The sequence below is a fragment of the Aquibacillus salsiterrae genome (assembly GCF_028416595.1).
Taxonomy (GTDB): Bacteria; Bacillota; Bacilli; order Bacillales; family Amphibacillaceae; genus Aquibacillus_A; species Aquibacillus_A salsiterrae.
Genome location: NZ_JAMQKC010000001.1, coordinates 103,150 through 119,585 on the forward strand (window position 1 = coordinate 103,150; position 16,436 = coordinate 119,585).

The 16,436-nt window shown below is 36.8% G+C and carries 20 protein-coding genes; 4 read left to right on the forward strand and 16 right to left on the reverse strand.

Annotated elements, in window-relative coordinates; all coding sequences use genetic code 11:
* The first annotated feature begins 271 nt into the window (after nucleotides 1-271).
* Genes NC799_RS00550 through NC799_RS00560 form a run of 3 tightly spaced genes read left to right on the forward strand, consistent with a single transcriptional unit; the run spans nucleotide 272 to nucleotide 1,346 of the window.
* The gene (locus NC799_RS00550; RefSeq protein ID WP_272444371.1) at nucleotides 272-499 is read left to right on the forward strand and encodes a spore coat associated protein CotJA; all 228 of its coding nucleotides are present in this window, start codon (nucleotides 272-274) and stop codon (nucleotides 497-499) included.
* Nucleotides 492-761, forward strand: coding sequence for a spore coat protein CotJB (locus tag NC799_RS00555; RefSeq protein ID WP_272444372.1), 270 nt, complete (start codon nucleotides 492-494; stop codon nucleotides 759-761). Before NC799_RS00550 ends, NC799_RS00555 begins: the two co-directional genes overlap by 8 nt.
* A 15-nt stretch (nucleotides 762-776) precedes the next feature.
* Nucleotides 777-1,346 (forward strand): manganese catalase family protein, encoded by a 570-nt coding sequence (locus NC799_RS00560; RefSeq protein WP_272444373.1) that lies wholly within the window; start codon nucleotides 777-779, stop codon nucleotides 1,344-1,346.
* A 118-nt stretch (nucleotides 1,347-1,464) separates the two neighbouring features.
* On the opposite strand, the gene NC799_RS00565 is transcribed toward NC799_RS00560, so the two are convergent.
* From NC799_RS00565 to NC799_RS00580, 4 genes are read right to left on the reverse strand one after another with little or no spacing between them, the layout of a single operon-like run.
* Nucleotides 1,465-2,163: a LysM peptidoglycan-binding domain-containing protein gene (locus tag NC799_RS00565; RefSeq protein WP_272444374.1), complete on the reverse strand. Its 699-nt coding sequence runs from the start codon at nucleotides 2,161-2,163 to the stop codon at nucleotides 1,465-1,467.
* Complete coding sequence (locus NC799_RS00570) at nucleotides 2,163-2,750, reverse strand: CPBP family intramembrane glutamic endopeptidase (protein ID WP_272444375.1); 588 nt, start codon at nucleotides 2,748-2,750, stop codon at nucleotides 2,163-2,165. The genes NC799_RS00565 and NC799_RS00570 overlap by 1 nt, the downstream gene beginning before the upstream one ends.
* Complete coding sequence (locus NC799_RS00575) at nucleotides 2,747-4,261, reverse strand: RecQ family ATP-dependent DNA helicase (protein ID WP_272444376.1); 1,515 nt, start codon at nucleotides 4,259-4,261, stop codon at nucleotides 2,747-2,749. The genes NC799_RS00570 and NC799_RS00575 overlap by 4 nt, the downstream gene beginning before the upstream one ends.
* A 9-nt stretch (nucleotides 4,262-4,270) precedes the next feature.
* Nucleotides 4,271-5,317: a YpbB family protein gene (locus NC799_RS00580; RefSeq protein WP_272444377.1), complete on the reverse strand. Its 1,047-nt coding sequence runs from the start codon at nucleotides 5,315-5,317 to the stop codon at nucleotides 4,271-4,273.
* Nucleotides 5,318-5,395: 78 nt separating this feature from the next.
* On the opposite strand from NC799_RS00580, the gene NC799_RS00585 reads away from it, so the two are divergent.
* A complete protein-coding gene (locus tag NC799_RS00585; protein WP_272444378.1) occupies nucleotides 5,396-5,623 on the forward strand; it encodes a 4Fe-4S domain-containing protein in 228 nt (75 codons plus the stop codon).
* Nucleotides 5,624-5,986: 363 nt separating this feature from the next.
* Here the strand turns inward: NC799_RS00585 and NC799_RS00590 are convergent, their stop codons facing one another.
* The 12 genes from NC799_RS00590 to NC799_RS00645 all read right to left on the reverse strand — a co-directional run bounded on the left by NC799_RS00590 (nucleotide 5,987) and on the right by NC799_RS00645 (nucleotide 16,403).
* Nucleotides 5,987-7,222 (reverse strand): hypothetical protein, encoded by a 1,236-nt coding sequence (locus tag NC799_RS00590; protein WP_272444379.1) that lies wholly within the window; start codon nucleotides 7,220-7,222, stop codon nucleotides 5,987-5,989.
* Entirely contained in the window at nucleotides 7,206-7,751 is a 546-nt protein-coding gene (gene sigX / locus NC799_RS00595; RefSeq protein WP_272444380.1) for an RNA polymerase sigma factor SigX, read from the reverse strand. Before sigX ends, NC799_RS00590 begins: the two co-directional genes overlap by 17 nt.
* Before the next feature lie 432 nt (nucleotides 7,752-8,183).
* Nucleotides 8,184-9,956 (reverse strand): ATP-binding protein, encoded by a 1,773-nt coding sequence (locus NC799_RS00600; protein ID WP_272444381.1) that lies wholly within the window; start codon nucleotides 9,954-9,956, stop codon nucleotides 8,184-8,186.
* A complete protein-coding gene (locus NC799_RS00605; protein ID WP_272444382.1) occupies nucleotides 9,956-10,672 on the reverse strand; it encodes a response regulator transcription factor in 717 nt (238 codons plus the stop codon). Before NC799_RS00605 ends, NC799_RS00600 begins: the two co-directional genes overlap by 1 nt.
* Nucleotides 10,673-10,775: 103 nt before the next feature.
* On the reverse strand, nucleotides 10,776-11,507 hold the full coding sequence (locus NC799_RS00610) for a pseudouridine synthase (RefSeq protein WP_272444383.1): 732 nt from the start codon (nucleotides 11,505-11,507) through the stop codon (nucleotides 10,776-10,778).
* A gap of 64 nt (nucleotides 11,508-11,571) precedes the next feature.
* Nucleotides 11,572-12,105, reverse strand: coding sequence for a spore maturation protein (locus tag NC799_RS00615; RefSeq protein ID WP_272444384.1), 534 nt, complete (start codon nucleotides 12,103-12,105; stop codon nucleotides 11,572-11,574).
* Nucleotides 12,102-12,692 carry a nucleoside recognition domain-containing protein gene (locus NC799_RS00620; protein WP_272444385.1) on the reverse strand — a complete coding sequence of 197 codons (591 nt, stop codon included), beginning with the start codon at nucleotides 12,690-12,692 and terminating at the stop codon, nucleotides 12,102-12,104. The genes NC799_RS00615 and NC799_RS00620 overlap by 4 nt, the downstream gene beginning before the upstream one ends.
* The gene (locus tag NC799_RS00625) at nucleotides 12,685-13,812 is read right to left on the reverse strand and encodes a D-alanyl-D-alanine carboxypeptidase family protein (RefSeq protein ID WP_334313833.1); all 1,128 of its coding nucleotides are present in this window, start codon (nucleotides 13,810-13,812) and stop codon (nucleotides 12,685-12,687) included. The genes NC799_RS00620 and NC799_RS00625 overlap by 8 nt, the downstream gene beginning before the upstream one ends.
* A gap of 105 nt (nucleotides 13,813-13,917) precedes the next feature.
* On the reverse strand, nucleotides 13,918-14,514 hold the full coding sequence (gene scpB, locus NC799_RS00630) for an SMC-Scp complex subunit ScpB (RefSeq protein WP_272444386.1): 597 nt from the start codon (nucleotides 14,512-14,514) through the stop codon (nucleotides 13,918-13,920).
* A complete protein-coding gene (locus NC799_RS00635) occupies nucleotides 14,505-15,251 on the reverse strand; it encodes a segregation/condensation protein A (protein WP_272444770.1) in 747 nt (248 codons plus the stop codon). Before NC799_RS00635 ends, scpB begins: the two co-directional genes overlap by 10 nt.
* A gap of 105 nt (nucleotides 15,252-15,356) precedes the next feature.
* The gene (locus NC799_RS00640) at nucleotides 15,357-15,698 is read right to left on the reverse strand and encodes a GNAT family N-acetyltransferase (protein ID WP_272444387.1); all 342 of its coding nucleotides are present in this window, start codon (nucleotides 15,696-15,698) and stop codon (nucleotides 15,357-15,359) included.
* A 270-nt stretch (nucleotides 15,699-15,968) separates the two neighbouring features.
* Nucleotides 15,969-16,403 carry a peptidylprolyl isomerase gene (locus NC799_RS00645; RefSeq protein WP_272444388.1) on the reverse strand — a complete coding sequence of 145 codons (435 nt, stop codon included), beginning with the start codon at nucleotides 16,401-16,403 and terminating at the stop codon, nucleotides 15,969-15,971.
* Between the last annotated feature and the right edge of the window lie 33 nt (nucleotides 16,404-16,436).

Genomic DNA, 16,436 nt, shown 5'->3' on the forward strand with positions numbered 1-16,436 from the left:
CTAAAGCAGATAATAACATAACTTGTTTGTAAGACAAAGAAAAATAGCTCCCGGTAGAATGACACATCGAATTTCTTCAGTAAGCCTAATTCCTAAGTTCTTCCACCTTAAGTTTTCATGTTACGAATTAGCCTGTTAGCTATCTCTCCTGACCTTATTAATTCTACATCAACAAAAACTTTCCTGCATGAATTAAGTGAATTGATTCATGGGACATGTCAGATATTGCATAGGATGAAAACGAACGTATTCTGTTGAAAGGAGGATAATCATGAGCAATACGTACACCAAATATTACTACCCATACATTAGTCCGTTTGACCCATGCAAACCAATCATAAGAAAAAGCTATCCAACGCCCCCTCAAATGTATTTAGGCTTTCAACCACCAAACCTACCCCAATTTGAAATAAAAGAAGCACTATACCGCGGAACACTGTGGCCCGCATTGTACAGTAAATATGATAAGAAAGACTATCGAGGTGAATACGATGAGTAGTCCGAAGCAAATGCCGCCCGAATATTATCAGCAATTAGAAGAAATTCAAATGGTCGATTTTGCAATTGTTGAGTTAAATCTATATTTAGACACTCATCCAGATGACTATGAAGCCATCAAACAATTTAATAGCCTGACATATGAAAGTAGAAAGTTGAAAAAGAACTTTGAAAAGCAATTTGGTCCTCTTATGCATTTTGGGAGAAGTTATTCCCAGTACCCATGGCAGTGGGATGACCAACCATGGCCTTGGCAGGTTTAGAAAGGAGAATTCCATTTGTGGTATTACGAAAAAAAACTTCAATATCCGGTTAAAGTAAGACAATGTAACCCTAGACTCGCCAAATATTTAATTGAACAATATGGTGGCGCAGACGGTGAATTATCCGCTGCACTTCGCTACCTTAACCAACGGTACACCATCCCAGGTAAAGTTATTGGTTTACTAAATGACATTGGCACAGAGGAATTCGCACATCTTGAGATGATTGCAACTATGATCTATAAGCTTACGAAAGATGCAACACCAGAACAGTTAGAAGAGGCCGGTATTGCTCCACACTATGTTAACCACGAAAAATCTTTGTTTTATCATAACTCGGCTGGTAATCCTTGGACCGCGGCGTACATCCAATCCAAAGGCGACCCAATTGCAGATATTTACGAAGACATAGCAGCTGAGGAGAAAGCACGTGCAACTTATCAGTGGATTATAAACCTGTCGGATGACCCTGATTTGAATGACTCGTTAAGATTTTTAAGAGAAAGAGAAATTGTTCACTCGCAACGGTTTAGAGAAGCAGCTCAATTACTAATTGAAGAAAGAGACAAAAAAATAATCTTTTAGAGGTTGTTAAAAAGCCAGGTATAATGACACACAACGAATTACTTCATTAATTTGCTTTTTCCGAAGTTCGTGTATACCTTAAACATTCAAACGAGAGGGAGCATACCAGCTCCCTCCTTTAATTTACTGGAATTGCCAACGTTTGTCCAACCTTTACCGTTTTGGCCGAAAGGTTATTCGCATCCATAATGATTTGCTCTCCCTTTTTTCCACCGTAATATTTCATCCCTATGGAAAAAAGCGTATCTCCTTTTTTCACCTCATAATAAATAGTTGATGCTTGTTCAACTGTCTTCTCGTCTTGCTTTGTTTCGCTTGTTCGCTCTTGTTGTGTTGGTGTTGCTATAACGTTAGAAGGGCTTGTTTGTTCAGACTGCTTGTTGACAACGTCTGCTGTTTCCGTTTTTGTTTCTTCGGTGTTACTAAGCTTTGATTGTGGTTCTTCTTTTTTATCAAACGGTTGTTCATTTTTTGCTTTAATATGAACCTGTTCATACGCAGGATTAGGCGCAAAAGTTACTTGTTCAACACCCTCAGAGCTATCCATTAGCCGTTTCCCCCAAATTTGATAGGTTAACACAACCAAGACAATAAACAAAAATAACACAAACAATAATCGAACTAATGAAAAACTAATTTTCCATTTCATTCTCGTCTTGTTGTTTACGTGAACTTCTTTTCTCGGGGGTAAGTCAAGAACACTTAACTCCTGCTCAGACTTTTTTATGTCCGCTTTCGGTTCACCTTCACGATCATTGTCTATTTCGTCGATTAAATTTCTAAGGGTTTCATCTTCTAAGCCTTTTTCATGTTTCATTATGATCGTCTCCTTTCGGCATGACTCTGAATCGATAATCCCAAACAGAAATCGATAATAAAATGGGCAACTATCGTAACTAGAAGATTATTTGTCCATTCAAACATAAGTCCTAAATAAAAGCTTAACAGAAAAACAGATACCAATAGTACAGGTTTAGTCAAATATCTAACGTGAACAACGGCAAAAAGTGTACTAGCAATGACATAGCCAAATTCTGTATGGATAACACCTCGAAATAGCATTTCTTCCACTACCGAGACAACGAAGGCAATCATAAAGATACTAAAAATCGTTTGATTCTGGAAAATTTTCTTGTTAATTCCACCATCATCATAGTACTTTTCTGGCAAATACCTCATCAGCAATAAGTCAATCAATACTACCGACAAACCGGGTAATACCCCATACCAAAATAGTTGTTTCGGAGCAAATTTAAAGAGCGGTACCCAATCACCAAAGGAATCAAAAAGAAAGAAACTTATTAAAAGAGTTACAAGTACTATCATCGCCTGCGACAGATATAACTGTTGCTGTAACTGTCTACTAGTTAGCATTTGCGCTATTTCTGCTTGCTTATTTTTCATTCGTATGCTCCTTTGAAAAATAATTCATCAAGCACATCCTGCCACGACCCCTGCTTCACTTGCTTACTTTTATATCGTGGTTCCCAATGTTCAAAGGTGAAATCACATTTGTCACAACACATAAATTTAGCCTTCCTAACTTCAGCTTGAAAGGAAGAAAATAACCCATCCCGTCGACACTGTTCCTTATGGTGCACCCATTTTTCCAAATCGTTAAATTTGTTCAATTTGTGGATTTTTCGCTGATTAACAAAGGATTGGATTTGCTTTGCTATCTTATTTAGATCGATGTTGTTTGAAACAATTCGGTTGTCTTTAATCACACCGCTTTTCTCAAGTTGGTAATACAGAAACCTCCATTGTGATTCGGACAACTGATATCGCTCAAGAAGCATATCGTTACTTATTATTACACCGTCATTTTCTGACAAGTAGGTACAAACCATCTCAATCTGTCCTATGGTAGGGAATTCTGCATCAATTAAATTTTTAGGTAACATATTATCATTAGGTGCAGTAAGAACTAAACTCACACTTGATTGTCCATCCCTTCCAGCCCTTCCCACTTCTTGAATAAAAGACTCGATTTGTGTTGGCAGATGAAAATGAATAATTAAGCGTACGTCATTTTTATTAATGCCCATACCAAAAGCACTTGTACAACAAATCACGTCTAATTGCCCATTCATAAATTGCTGTTGAATGAGAAGCCGTTCCGATTGATCCATACCACCATGATAAAATGCACTACTAACTTCGGGAACCTTTTCTGAAAGAATATTAGCTACTTTTTCGGTCCAATTTCGGCTAGTAAAATAAATTAAAGTCGGAACCGGAAATTTGCCAATGATATCCACTAAATAGGTTAATTTCTCGGTAACATCATCACAGTGCTCTACTTTAAAGGCAATATTATCACGGTCCATGGAGAAAATTAATTTCTTCATCTTTGGAACTTGTAGTTGATGAATAATATCTTTTTGCACATCAGGTGTTGCCGTTGCACTTAATGCTAGAACAGTGGGATTACCTAATAATGGAATGACCTCATGTAATTTTAAGTAATCTGGTCTAAACTCATGCCCCCACTGAGATATACAATGAGCCTCATCAATGACAAATAATGATACGCTTATCCGTAATAAATGTTGGAACACATTTTTATTTTGTAACATTTCTGGAGAGATATAGATCAATTTGTATGAACTTAAGTTGGATAACACATCACTCCTACCTTCAAAATCAAGAAAACTGTTAATTGCAACAACTTCTTTAAATCCTGTCGCAACTAATTGCTTTACTTGATCAACCATTAAGGCAATTAAGGGAGATACGACCACTACTGTACCATCTAGTAACTTGGCAGGAAGTTGATAACAAATTGACTTGCCTGACCCGGTCGGTAACACTCCAAGTACGTCCTTGTTGTCTAGGACATTGCTTATAATTTCTTTTTGGCCTGGTCGAAATTCCGGATAACCAAAGTATTGTTCTAAATATTTTTCCAACATTTTAATCACCTATTTATCCATTTGGTTTACGGCGACTACTAGCCTAATATCGAAATAGGAATAGTTATCCCCTACTAATGCCTTTATATCTTTCAAGCGCTTTGAGTTCGTTTGATTCATTGCTGATTTGATCGTTTCAATTGCTTCTTTATTGAGAAATGATGGAAGAATGAGTTCTGGAAAAATATAACTTATCTCAATGATATGGTCTTGAATAGTATTTTGTTTTAAACCTCGGGTACTCGCAATCTCAGCAATAGATAAACCTTTTTGATACAACCTGTATGTGTGACTTGCTGAATCAGTCAGAAACATCTGACTTTTTAAGTCATCAACAAATGAAACTAAAAATGGTGTTACTTGTTTATTATTCAAGATAAACGCAATCAAGCGGTGGACAATATCGGTTAACTGTACTTCAATTTCATGGATTGACTTTTTGTACTTTTTTGATAATTGCTCCTTGCTAAGTGCGATTCGCTTGAAGCCTGTTAACCGGTCAACGAAGAGTTCGGCACTCCGTTGATCTATTTGAGACAAAAATATCTTCAGCTCTTTATACATTTCATCTAAACATTTTCGTAAGTCAGGTTTTGTCTCATGATAAAAATGTTTAACCCATAGTTGCACTTCACGATTATCTGTAATCGCCAAAAAAGAGTTATTCCCTGCAAATAAGTTAGTTGCCGTTTGGCAAAACAATTGAAGTCGTAACAGAAACTGTTCTGACATTCGGTGATATTTCAAGCCCTTCAATCCAACTTGGTTAAGAATTTCCTGTTTGTCCGTTACGTACTGTTTTCCTTTGTCCGTGAGTACCGCAGAATAATTATCAGAAACAGCAATAAACTGTTCTCGTTCGAGTACCGTTATTATCCGTTCAAATTCAGCAAAATCCAATCGTTTGTAGATACCAAAATAGGCAGTTAACTGAAAAATGTGGGCATCCTGAATGGATTGAACAGATTTTTTACCTGTTAGCATATGGTATATTCCGGAAATACTACGATCTAAGCTTAATTTGTTAATACAATCTAGTATAATGAGTGTAAACACTTGATTTTCTCCTTACAATTGGGATAAGGTACATTCTATTCGATTCTAGTGATGAGGAAGTAATAGGAGGAAAGAACAATGCCAACGTATACAATCGTAGATAAAGATACTTGTATCGCTTGCGGGGCTTGTGGTGCAGCTGCTCCGGCTATATTTGATTATGATGATGAAGGACTAGCCTACGTACATTTAGACAACAACACAGGTACAGCTAAAATACCAAAAGAGCTTGCGGATGATTTTGCTGACGCTATTGAGAATTGTCCGACAGAATCAATAAAAAAACTAGATAAGCCAGCCAGATAAGCATACTCCCGCTGATTTACGTATGTTATCCCAGTAACGTTTTCTGTTTTTTTCTTAAAAGATTAGAAAGTATTAAAAATCCAAGCGTCGATACCATCCAGCAACAGCCACGTCAGAGCGCTTTTGTTCCTAACCGGCATAAAGTGATTTAGTTCTACAATATTCTACCACGGAACGGGATCGATTTGCTACAGTCATTTCACAAATAAGTCAGTCCACCCTTAGTATCTAAGTAGTTCAAGGCTTAGTACTTGTACAACTTTTGAATTGTATGGCAGTTTTATCGTTCAAAAAGGAGCATTAAATTTTTTACAATTCAATGCTCCGTACTTGTGACCTTTCACGGTTAAACATTACAACTAGTTAATGCAATTGTATGGGATTTGGGCCTGCCGGGACTTGAATTGATTTGTTAAGCTGATAAGCGCCTACCTGTTCAACTGGAAAATCAAAGGTAACACTGGTATAACCAAAACTTTTAGCTGTTAACAAGATTGCCTCAATCATGGTTGCTGTTTCCTGATTATTTGCTACTTTGCTACTTGAACTACTGATCGTTACACCTTGTGCTTTTACCTTTATCTCTAAATCGACATCACTGTCTATCGTCGCTTCCAAAAGAAAATCTGGTTGATTCTGCTTCATATCTTCCAACGCTTCTTCCATCGTGTTGAATTGATTTGGTAAAGACGGGATAAGTAAAGCTTGATTCGCTTTAGTCCCACGGTACAGCTTAAAACTTTGGTTCTTTGGCTTATCCAACGGCAATGAATCTATATTTCCGTACATTCCAAATGACTCGTTTCGCGAATTATCAGGGTCTACTACTGCTTTGGTAATACCATATGGTGTAAACATGGTAGCAAGTACTTGTTTAAACATCCCCCCGATTGCACTACCCTCTTCCATCTGATAACCGTCCGGAATAGTAAGTAATACTTTGTTTTCACCTAGTTCTAATTGAAAAGCTATTTTGCCAAACGGAAAGACTACCACACCCAACTCTTCTTCATTGATAAACGCATCCAATTGATTATAAAAATTCGCAGGATCTGCATCTGGATTAGTATTGTCTACAAGGGTTAAGGGAACAACATATTGTATATTTTCATCCATCGCCGCCACAGGAATTATCGAAACATTCGGATTTGAGTCGTAAATAATATAACTAGAAAACCCAATGTCTTTCGTAAGCATGGACATTTCATTTTCCGTCATTCCATCAGATTCGTCCCTTTTTCCTGCATCAAAACTATCATTTTTTTCTGCTGCAAAAGGAGCCATATCGCTGTTTTCTAAAGCTTTGTCTGAAGAGGACGTACTTTGCTCAGAAGCACTGTCACTATTAGAATATTGCCTATTTGGAAAAGCATCCTGAAAAATAACAATTAACAGAATGACTACTGCAATTGATGCAATGGAAGGGATTGCCCAAGGAAACTTTTGTTTTGTACGGAACGCGTCCTGTTGATCATCACCATTTATTTTGTTAGATATCTTCTCATACAACTTGTCTTTATCTTGATTATCTTGAATTTTCGGCATTTCGGACAGCATTTTACTTAACTTTTCTTCATTAAAATTATCGTGACTCAACATTTGTTCCCTCCCCTCGATCATGATCGGCAAGCATTCTCTTTAATGTTTTTAAGGCACGGTGTTGGGTCGTTTTCACTTTACTTATCGTCCATCCTAGTGTTTCCGCCGTTTCCTGGATGGAGAACGATTGAATATATCTTAGGATAATAACACTTTTTTGATCGATACTACAATGGTCCAAACATTGATAAACCAATCTCATTTCTTCATTCATGACGGCAACTTCATCCGGCAAGTCTGCCTCATCCTTAATAAAATGACCATTTTCTCCCCAGTCAAAGAAATCAATGATTCTATTGCGTTTTCGTTGCTGTTTGCGGAAAAAGTCAATCGTTACATGCCTTGCAATGGAAAATAGCCAAGTTTTTTCTGAGCTTTCCCCTTTGAATGTGTCATATGCATTTATTACTTTAATATAGACTTCTTGAATAATGTCCTCTGTTTGTTGCCTGTCTTTAACCATGTAAAACACGAATTGAAATAAATCCTTATGATAGTTTTCATAAAGTTCATCAAAAGCGGCTCTCACGCTAGAACCCCCATTTCATTTATAGTTGTCGTCTCTGCAACGAAAAAGTTACAGACTAAGAAAAGCGCAGGGCGCCTTGATCAGACTTATGACCTCAGGAGGGCTAGGCGCTGAAGCCAGACAGCTCTTGGGCTTTTTTATACTTTTTTATCTTTTAGTAAAAACTTGAGGAGGTATCTCCTGAATTCTTTATGGTTTATTACTTTCCGAAATAACTATGTATGGATCACTCACTCTCTATTCATATTAATCGAATCAAATCAATCTATCTAGACCTAATTTAAATATTACATAACAAAAATGGAGGGTGCTGAAGCTAGACAATTGCCGCCAACTGTTTTTTTTACCTACAAAAAAACTTGTAGAAAACTGCTTTTTCTACAAGTTATCGTTTATTTATGTTGTTTCATAAGTAACAAGAAGTTTCAACATTTATTCAGCTTTTTCGATAATTTTTGGAAGTCTAAAAGTAAATGTCGTTCCTTCATTTACCTTACTCTGAACAGAAATCGTACCGTTATGAGCTTCGACAATATTTTTTGCAATGGCTAGTCCTAAGCCAGTTCCCGTTTTCCCATTTTTTCGCTTCCGTGATTTGTCAGCTTTATAAAATCTTTCAAACACAAATGCCAAATCTTTTTGGGAAATACCAGATCCATTATCCTTTATGGAGAATTCAAGATAGTTTGATTGTTCATTAACAGAGACTATGACACTTCCATTATCCTTCGTATGGTTAATTGCATTATCAATTAGGTTTGTTAACACCTGTTCAATTCTGTCCGGGTCAATCGATATGGATGCAGTGTTAACATTCAACTCAGAAATTAATTGAATTTCTTTACTTTCGCAAAGACCCTTAAACTTCCGAACAATTCGCTTAAGAAACAATTCGAGCTTTACATTTTCTCTGTTCAATGAAATATGACCAGCCTTCATCCGTGCCAAATCTAATAATTCGTTAACAAGTCGACCCATACGTAATGATTCCTCATGGATGATTTTAGCTAAATCATTTTTTTCTTGCTTGCTCTCAGCAATATCATCCACTATAGCTTCACTATAGCCTTGCAACATAGAGATTGGTGTTCGAAGTTCATGAGAGACATTAGCAATAAAATCTTCCCTAAGTTGGTCAAGTTTTCGCTCTTCTGTCATGTCTCGAATTACTGCTACTACTCCCCTTATGTACGTTTGGTCGTATAAAGGAGACATGATGATTACCCAGCTTCGGCCTTGAATAAAAATTTCTCTTGAGATCTCTTTTTCCGACTCGATTACCTCTTGAAGTAACTTTTTTAATTCTGTCGGTGATTCGAGTGTATCCGGTTGGACAACGTTATTCTCGTAATACCAGTCTTCCAAAAATTTTTTTGCAGGTGGGTTCGTCACAATAATTTCAGACTTACGGTTCATTGTTATGACTCCATCAGCCATCGAACTCAAGATACTATATAACTGTTCTTTTTCTTGTCTTAGCGCATTGATATGAAATTTTAGCTGTCGGCCCATCCGGTTAAAGGCCATCGCTAATTCACCGATTTCATCATGAGTTAAGATCGGAACTTTTGTATTAAACTCACCTCTCGCTAACTCAAACGCCCCTTCTCGCATCTTAATTAGTGGTGAAGTAATCCTTGTTGATAAGAAAAAGGCAAAAACAGTTGTAAGCACAATCGCAATTCCTGCACTGATAAGGATAATTTGCGTTGTCTGCTCAGTCGTTTCTTTGACCGCCCTTAATGATTGGTAAACATACACAGCCCCGCCTTTGCCTTCAACTGGTTTTCCAACAATCATCACTTCATCATTGCTATCTGGAATCGTTTTTTGCTTCTTTACTTGTGCCTCCTGTTCCATGACTTGCCTTAAATCATTCTCTGAAGCTATCCAACTTCTAGAAATAGCTGGTAACTTATCATCCGTACTATCTGATATCCAAAAGTCACCATCATCAAACAAAATAACGATTCGACTTGATAAATCTTTTACCCGATCAGCCGTTTCGATAATAAAATCGCGATCATCATATTGTTCAATCAAGACTGTTATCTTTGTTGCCGTTTGCATCAAATCCTTTTCAGCTTCAACAATATTAAAATTTTGGAAAAACTGAAGGAGTAGAAATGATAAAATAGCCAGCACAACAGAAACTAACAACAGAAATGTGAACCATAGCTTTCCAACTACACTTCGCCAAAACATTACTCACTAGCTACTTCAAATTTGTAGCCTACACCCCAAACTGTAACAATCATCTTAGCGGCATCTTTTGACACCTTATTTAATTTTTCACGTAGTCTTTTAACGTGCGTATCTACTGTTCGAAGGTCCCCAAAAAATTCGTACTTCCATACCTCTTTAAGCAGATGTTCTCGGTCATATACTTTATCTGGTGCCTTCGCCAAGAAATAAAGCAGTTCATATTCCTTAGGTGTTAAGCCAACTTCTATTCCATCCGCTAACACGCGGTGTGCATCATTATCAATAACAAGGTGAGGAAACTCTAAAATATCTTTCGTTGTATTTCCACTATTAAGTAGATTAGCACTACCAGACCTTCTTAATAATGCTTTAACCCTTAACACAACTTCTCTGGGACTAAACGGCTTGACAATGTAGTCATCTGTACCAACTTCGAATCCTTGAACACGATTAGACTCTTCTCCTTTAGCGGTTAACATAATAACAGGAGTAGTCTTTTTCTCTCGGATTTCCTTACAAACCTCAATCCCATCTTTTCCGGGCATCATTAAGTCTAGCAAAATTAATTCATACTCATTTTCTAATGCCATTTTAACAGCAGTATCACCATCTTCTGCTTCGTCGATTTGATAGTCTTCCCTTTCTAAGTACATTCGTATTAAACGCCTAATTCTTTCCTCGTCATCTACAACTAAAATTTTCGCTTGTTTATCCATCTCCAAAACCCCCCTTTTCTTAATACTTTATGCCTATTATTAAAGTGTTGCAATATAAAAAAGCAGCAATTAAATAAACTTCTACCCTTTTTATCTTTTTAACCTATTTTGCTGCCTCTGCCCGAAGTTGGTTAACTTCTTTTGGAGTTAGTTCGCGAAACTCACCAGGATTTAGACCATGTAAAGTTAAGAAGCCATACTGCTCACGCTTAAGTTTCATAACTGGACAATTAATCGATTCCATCATTCGTCTTATTTGGCGATTTTTTCCTTGATGCAATACAAGCTGTATGATACTTGTGTTTTTTTGTCGATCAGACGATATTATTTTGACAAACTCTGCTTTTAGCCTTTCTCCATCTATCCGTATTCCTTTTTTAAAAGTCTGTAACTCTTCTTTTGTCGGTATACCTTTTACTTTTGCTACATAAATTTTGTCAATTTGATGTTTTGGGTGCATCAGCAAATTAGCAAATTCACCGTCATTTGTTAAGAGTAATATACCTGATGTATCATAGTCGAGTCTACCAACAGGAAACAGTCTTTCTTTCACTTCAGGTAATAGGTCGGTAACAACCTTTCTTCCCTTTTCATCTTTCACACTTGAAATAACGCCACGGGGCTTGTACAACATATAATATACAGGCTGTTCCTTTTCTAAAGGGATTCCCTCTACTTCAATAGCATCATTTGGCGATACTTTAGCACCTAACGTTTTTACAATCGCACCATTTACTTTTACTTTACCAGCTTCAATTAACTGTTCTGCTTTGCGTCTTGATGTATAGCCACTTTGTGCAATCACTTTTTGTAGTCGTTCTTGATTATTAGACATTTAAAATCACCATTTTTCAAAATTATTTTAAACATAACAATAGCGTTAACAATAATGTTAACGCCTAACCAGAAAAAACAATCGTTACGATGACGATTGAAGCTATTATACCAATAAAATCGGCAATGAGTCCAACTTTTAAAGCATCACCCATTCTCCTAATCCCAACAGCTCCAAAGTACACCGTTAAGATATAAAGCGTTGTATCTGTACTCCCTTGCATAGTTGAAGCTAATTTCCCAATAAAGGAATCAGGTCCGTACGTTTTAATCAATTCTGTCGTCATACTTAATGCCGCTGTCCCAGAAATTGGTCTAATGGCAGCGAGCGGGACAATTTCTGATGGAACACCAACCGCTTTTAAAAACGGTGATATAAAAGCAATCATGGCATCCATTGCTCCAGACCCTCGCAAAATAGCGATTGAAACCATCATTCCAAGTAAAAAAGGAAGAAGAGAAATAGCCATTTTTATCCCTTCTTTCCCTCCTTCAACGAAAATTTCATAGGTCGGTAACTTTTTCATTGTGGCAACTACTAATACAAATAAAATGATACAAGGAATAATCCACGTGCTAATAGTTGTTATCAAACTCATGATTTATTTTTCCGCACCCTTCTCATATAAAATAGCCTATCAACAATAATAGCTGAAATGGTAGTGACACATGTAGCTAAGATAGTTGTGCCAACAATCTCCGTAGGGGCGCTTGAGTCATACTGCATACGAATGGCAATTACTGTCGTTGGAATCAAAGTTAAACTTGATGTGTTTATTACCAGAAAGGTTATCATTGACCTACTTGCATGATCGGACCCACTTAGTTTCTTCATTTCCTCCATTGCTTTAATTCCCATTGGGGTCGCAGCATTGCCTAGTCCAAATAAGTTGGCAGTAAAGTTCGATAAAATGTAACCCATCGCCGGGTGATCCTTCGGTATTTCCGGGAAGAGTCTCGTAACCAATGGCTTAAATAGGGTGGTAAGTGAACGTAGCAACCCTGCTTTTTCTGCTATCCTCATCAGTCCTAACCAGAATACTAGTACGCTGATCAATCCAATTGACAAAGTAACTGCCTCATTTGCACTTTCAAACAACGCTTGATTGACGTTATCCATTGTACCGTTAAACATGGCATAAACAATTCCGATTATCGCCATAAATGCCCAAATAAGATTAACCATTTGGATTACCAACCCCGACTAGTTGTTGGAAAATTTGCAACATATCACTGACGAAAGTCTGGTTTTTCTCCTCGTTTTCTTGTTCTGATTCCCGGTAAATTGAGGCTTCAGCAACTAACTCATTATCCAGTTTAAATACCTTTTTACCGATTACATCATTTACCGTCTGGTTGTTTTGCTCTTTCTTAAAATAGGTTTGAATTTGTAATTGGTCTCTTTCATCCTTAGTTAACGGGACAACTATGTCCTTATTAAAGAAGCCACTTTCAGTTTCGTCGGTACCTTTGATTTTGAATGTCTCCATGCCCTTGTTTTGAACTTTCGTCATCTCATAATTGTCAAAACCCCATTCAAACAACCTCATGTGATCTTTCCAATCATCCGGCGCATCTAAAGTTACGACAATTAGTTCCATCCCATCTTTTTCAGCAGTTGAGACTAATGTTCGTCCAGCTGCCCGTGTATATCCTGTTTTTCCACCCGTTGAATAGTCGTAGTAACGAGTAAGTAATTTATTTTTATTTCCCCACGCATACTTTCTGTTTTCAGCTTTATAGGAGGTGGAACCAGTAATTTCTTTGAAAATATCATTTTTCATTGCATAGCGCATTAATAAAGCCATGTCATAGGCTGTGGAATAATGGGTTTTTGAATCTAATCCATGGGGATTGTCAAACTGTGAATTGTTCATACCTAACCATGCTGCCTTGTCATTCATCAAATAAGTAAAACCACCTACACTACCTCCCACATACTCGGCAATGGCGACTGCTGCATCATTTCCGGACCTTAGCATTAGTCCATAGACTAAATCTCTTAATTTCATCTTGTCGCCTTCTTTTAAATAAATAGAGGACCCTTCTGTATAGGCTGCGTTTCTACTTACAGTGACCGTGTCATCTAATTTTCCAGATTCAACAGCTAAAATAGCAGTCATGATTTTCGTAATACTTGCAATAAGATGTTTATCATTTGCGGCTTTCTCATACAACACTCTTCCTGTCGATTGCTCAATTAAGATTGCATTTCTGGCAGATACTTGTGGTTTGGCCATTACTTGTGTTGGTATCATCGTTGCCAGTAAGCTAGTACAAACCAATACAATTAGTAGTCGTTTCAAGATGCTTCCTCCCAACCTTCCCTGTGTCTGTACAAGTTTATGCGGAAAGGACATGCATATGAATGAAATCCCCCAAATTTATCAAAAAAAATATTCTTTTCTTGGTTAGCTGTCACTATTTTTGTCTATCTGTTCTTGAAACCTTTCAAAAAATAAATCCGCTTCCTGTTCGACATCGGCTTCCTCTATATCTGTTGGTAAAGGTGGTAATTCTTCAATCGATTTCAATCCAAAGTAAGTTAAAAAGTCTTTTGTTGTCCCGAACAAGATTGGACGACCAATTCCTTCTTTACGACCAACTTCTTCAATTAACAAACGATTTAATAACGTTTGAACAGGTCGATCACTTTTCACCCCACGTATATCCTCTATTTCTGCTCTTGTGATTGGTTGTTGATAAGCAATAATCGCTAAAGTTTCTAAAGCTGCCTGGGAAAGCCTTGATGACTGAGGAGACTCCATAAGTTTCTGATAATAGGAGGTATGCTCTGGTTTTGTTGTTAGGTGGAGGGTATCATTCGACTGCATAATAGTAATGCCTCTTTCCGCATGATCGTAATCGTATTTCAGCTCATTAATGATATGCTCAACAGTCTTTAAGTCGACTTCCAACAATCGCTCTAATTGTTTCTTCGTTATCCCTTCATCCCCTGAAGCAAACAACAATCCTTCTGCCACAGCTTTTAATTCTTTTATTTGCAATTGTAATCCCCCATGTTGTAAACAATAATCTCATCGAAGTGATTCTCTTGCTCACAGTATATTTCCTTTGTTTTCATCAATTCCAAAATTGCAATAAAGGTGACAACAATATGAGAGCGGGAGGGAACAGGAAAGAGTTGATAAAAGCTAACACCGTCTTTTGTTTGTCTAATCAGCGTAAGCACTTCTTCCATCCGTTGTTTGATTGGAATTTCGGATCGTTGTATTTTCGTTTCTAAAGGTTGTGTCCACTTTTTTCGTTCAAAAATTTTCGACATCGCTGCAATCATATCGTAAATCGAGACATCCCCTTGTTTCATTGGATGTTTTTTCTCCATCTCGTCAAATATTTTTGGCGGTCGTGTATATATTTGATTTGCATCTAATTCTTTTTCTTTTAATTGATTAGCTGCATCCTTATACTTTCGATATTCAATTAATCTTCTCATTAGTTCATCTCTTGGGTCTTCTTCGTACTGATCATCCTCTATTGCTAATTCCTGGTTAGGTAGCAATTGTTGACTTTTAATAGCTAGTAGTGTTGCGGCCATTACTAAATATTCGCTAGCTATGTTTAATTCTAACTCCTGCATCGTACGAATGTAGAGTAAGTATTGTTCTGTAATTTTAGCAACTGGTATATCATAAATGTCTATCTCATATTGATTTATTAGATGTAATAATAAGTCCAGTGGCCCCTCAAAAGTATCAAGCTTTACTTGATAGGTTTGGTGCATCATCTGCAATTCCTCCCTTAGTTTAAGCGGAGTAAACTATAAAGGTTTGTTCCTAATTAGTTAGGAAGGATTAATTGATTGATTTTACTAAACCGTTACATAACTCTACACTTTTTCAAAAAAAGCTTTCGTATCTTCATTTGATAGAACTAAGTACTGATCTTTATATACATCTTTAACAGCATTAACCATTTTTTTACCAATTCCCAGATTTCGATGTGATGGGTTTACAGTAATATGTTGAACAATAGCAGAATGCTCATTATCAATTCGCACGCCAATTGCCCCAAGAATATCTTCTTCTTTCCATAAAAACAATTGCCAATCGGGATTCACTTCATATTCTTTTATCGTTTGTTGGAGTTTCTTAACATCTTTTTCATCAGGCATAAAAGACAATAAACCCATGGCAATCTTTTCAAATGTTTTCTTATAACGAATTAACATAACTACCCCTCATTAACTATATAACTTGTCACCGCGTGTTCCATTATTAATAAGAAAAAACATCATAACTTTATACATCATACCTCATTTAGTTAAAATGATACTACTTTTCACAAAAAAAGTCATGATTATCAGATAATATTTTTAAGACAATTATATTACAAAATAATTACTAGATAAATAAACACGTTTCTATTCCGTTTAAGCTTGGACTAGGGTGCGTTTGCAGTAATAGAAAAAAAGTAGAGGAATAAATCCCTCTACTTTTTTCTATTCTTCCCAAACTTTAACTTCTTTCATCACATCACCATTTCTCATTTTCAGAGCAGTATCTATTCCTTCTGTTACTTTGCCAAAGACAGTATGAACACCATCTAAGTGTGGCTGCTGTTCATGAACGATAAAGAATTGACTACCGCCCGTATCCTTCCCGGCGTGTGCCATGGAAAGTGAACCTACTTCGTGTTTATTTGGGTTACCTTCTGTTTCGCATTTAATAGTGTAGCCTGGGCCACCGGTACCATTTCCCGTTGGACAGCCCCCTTGTGAAACAAAGCCAGGAATGACACGATGAAAAGTAAGTCCATCATAAAAACCTTTGTTAGCTAACTCTTCAAAATTCTTTACTGTGTTTGGTGCATCTGCTTCAAAAAAATCAATCAGGATTTTTTCACCATTTTCCATTACAATACTACCTTTTTTCATAACAATAATTCCTCCTAGTAACTCATTGATAAC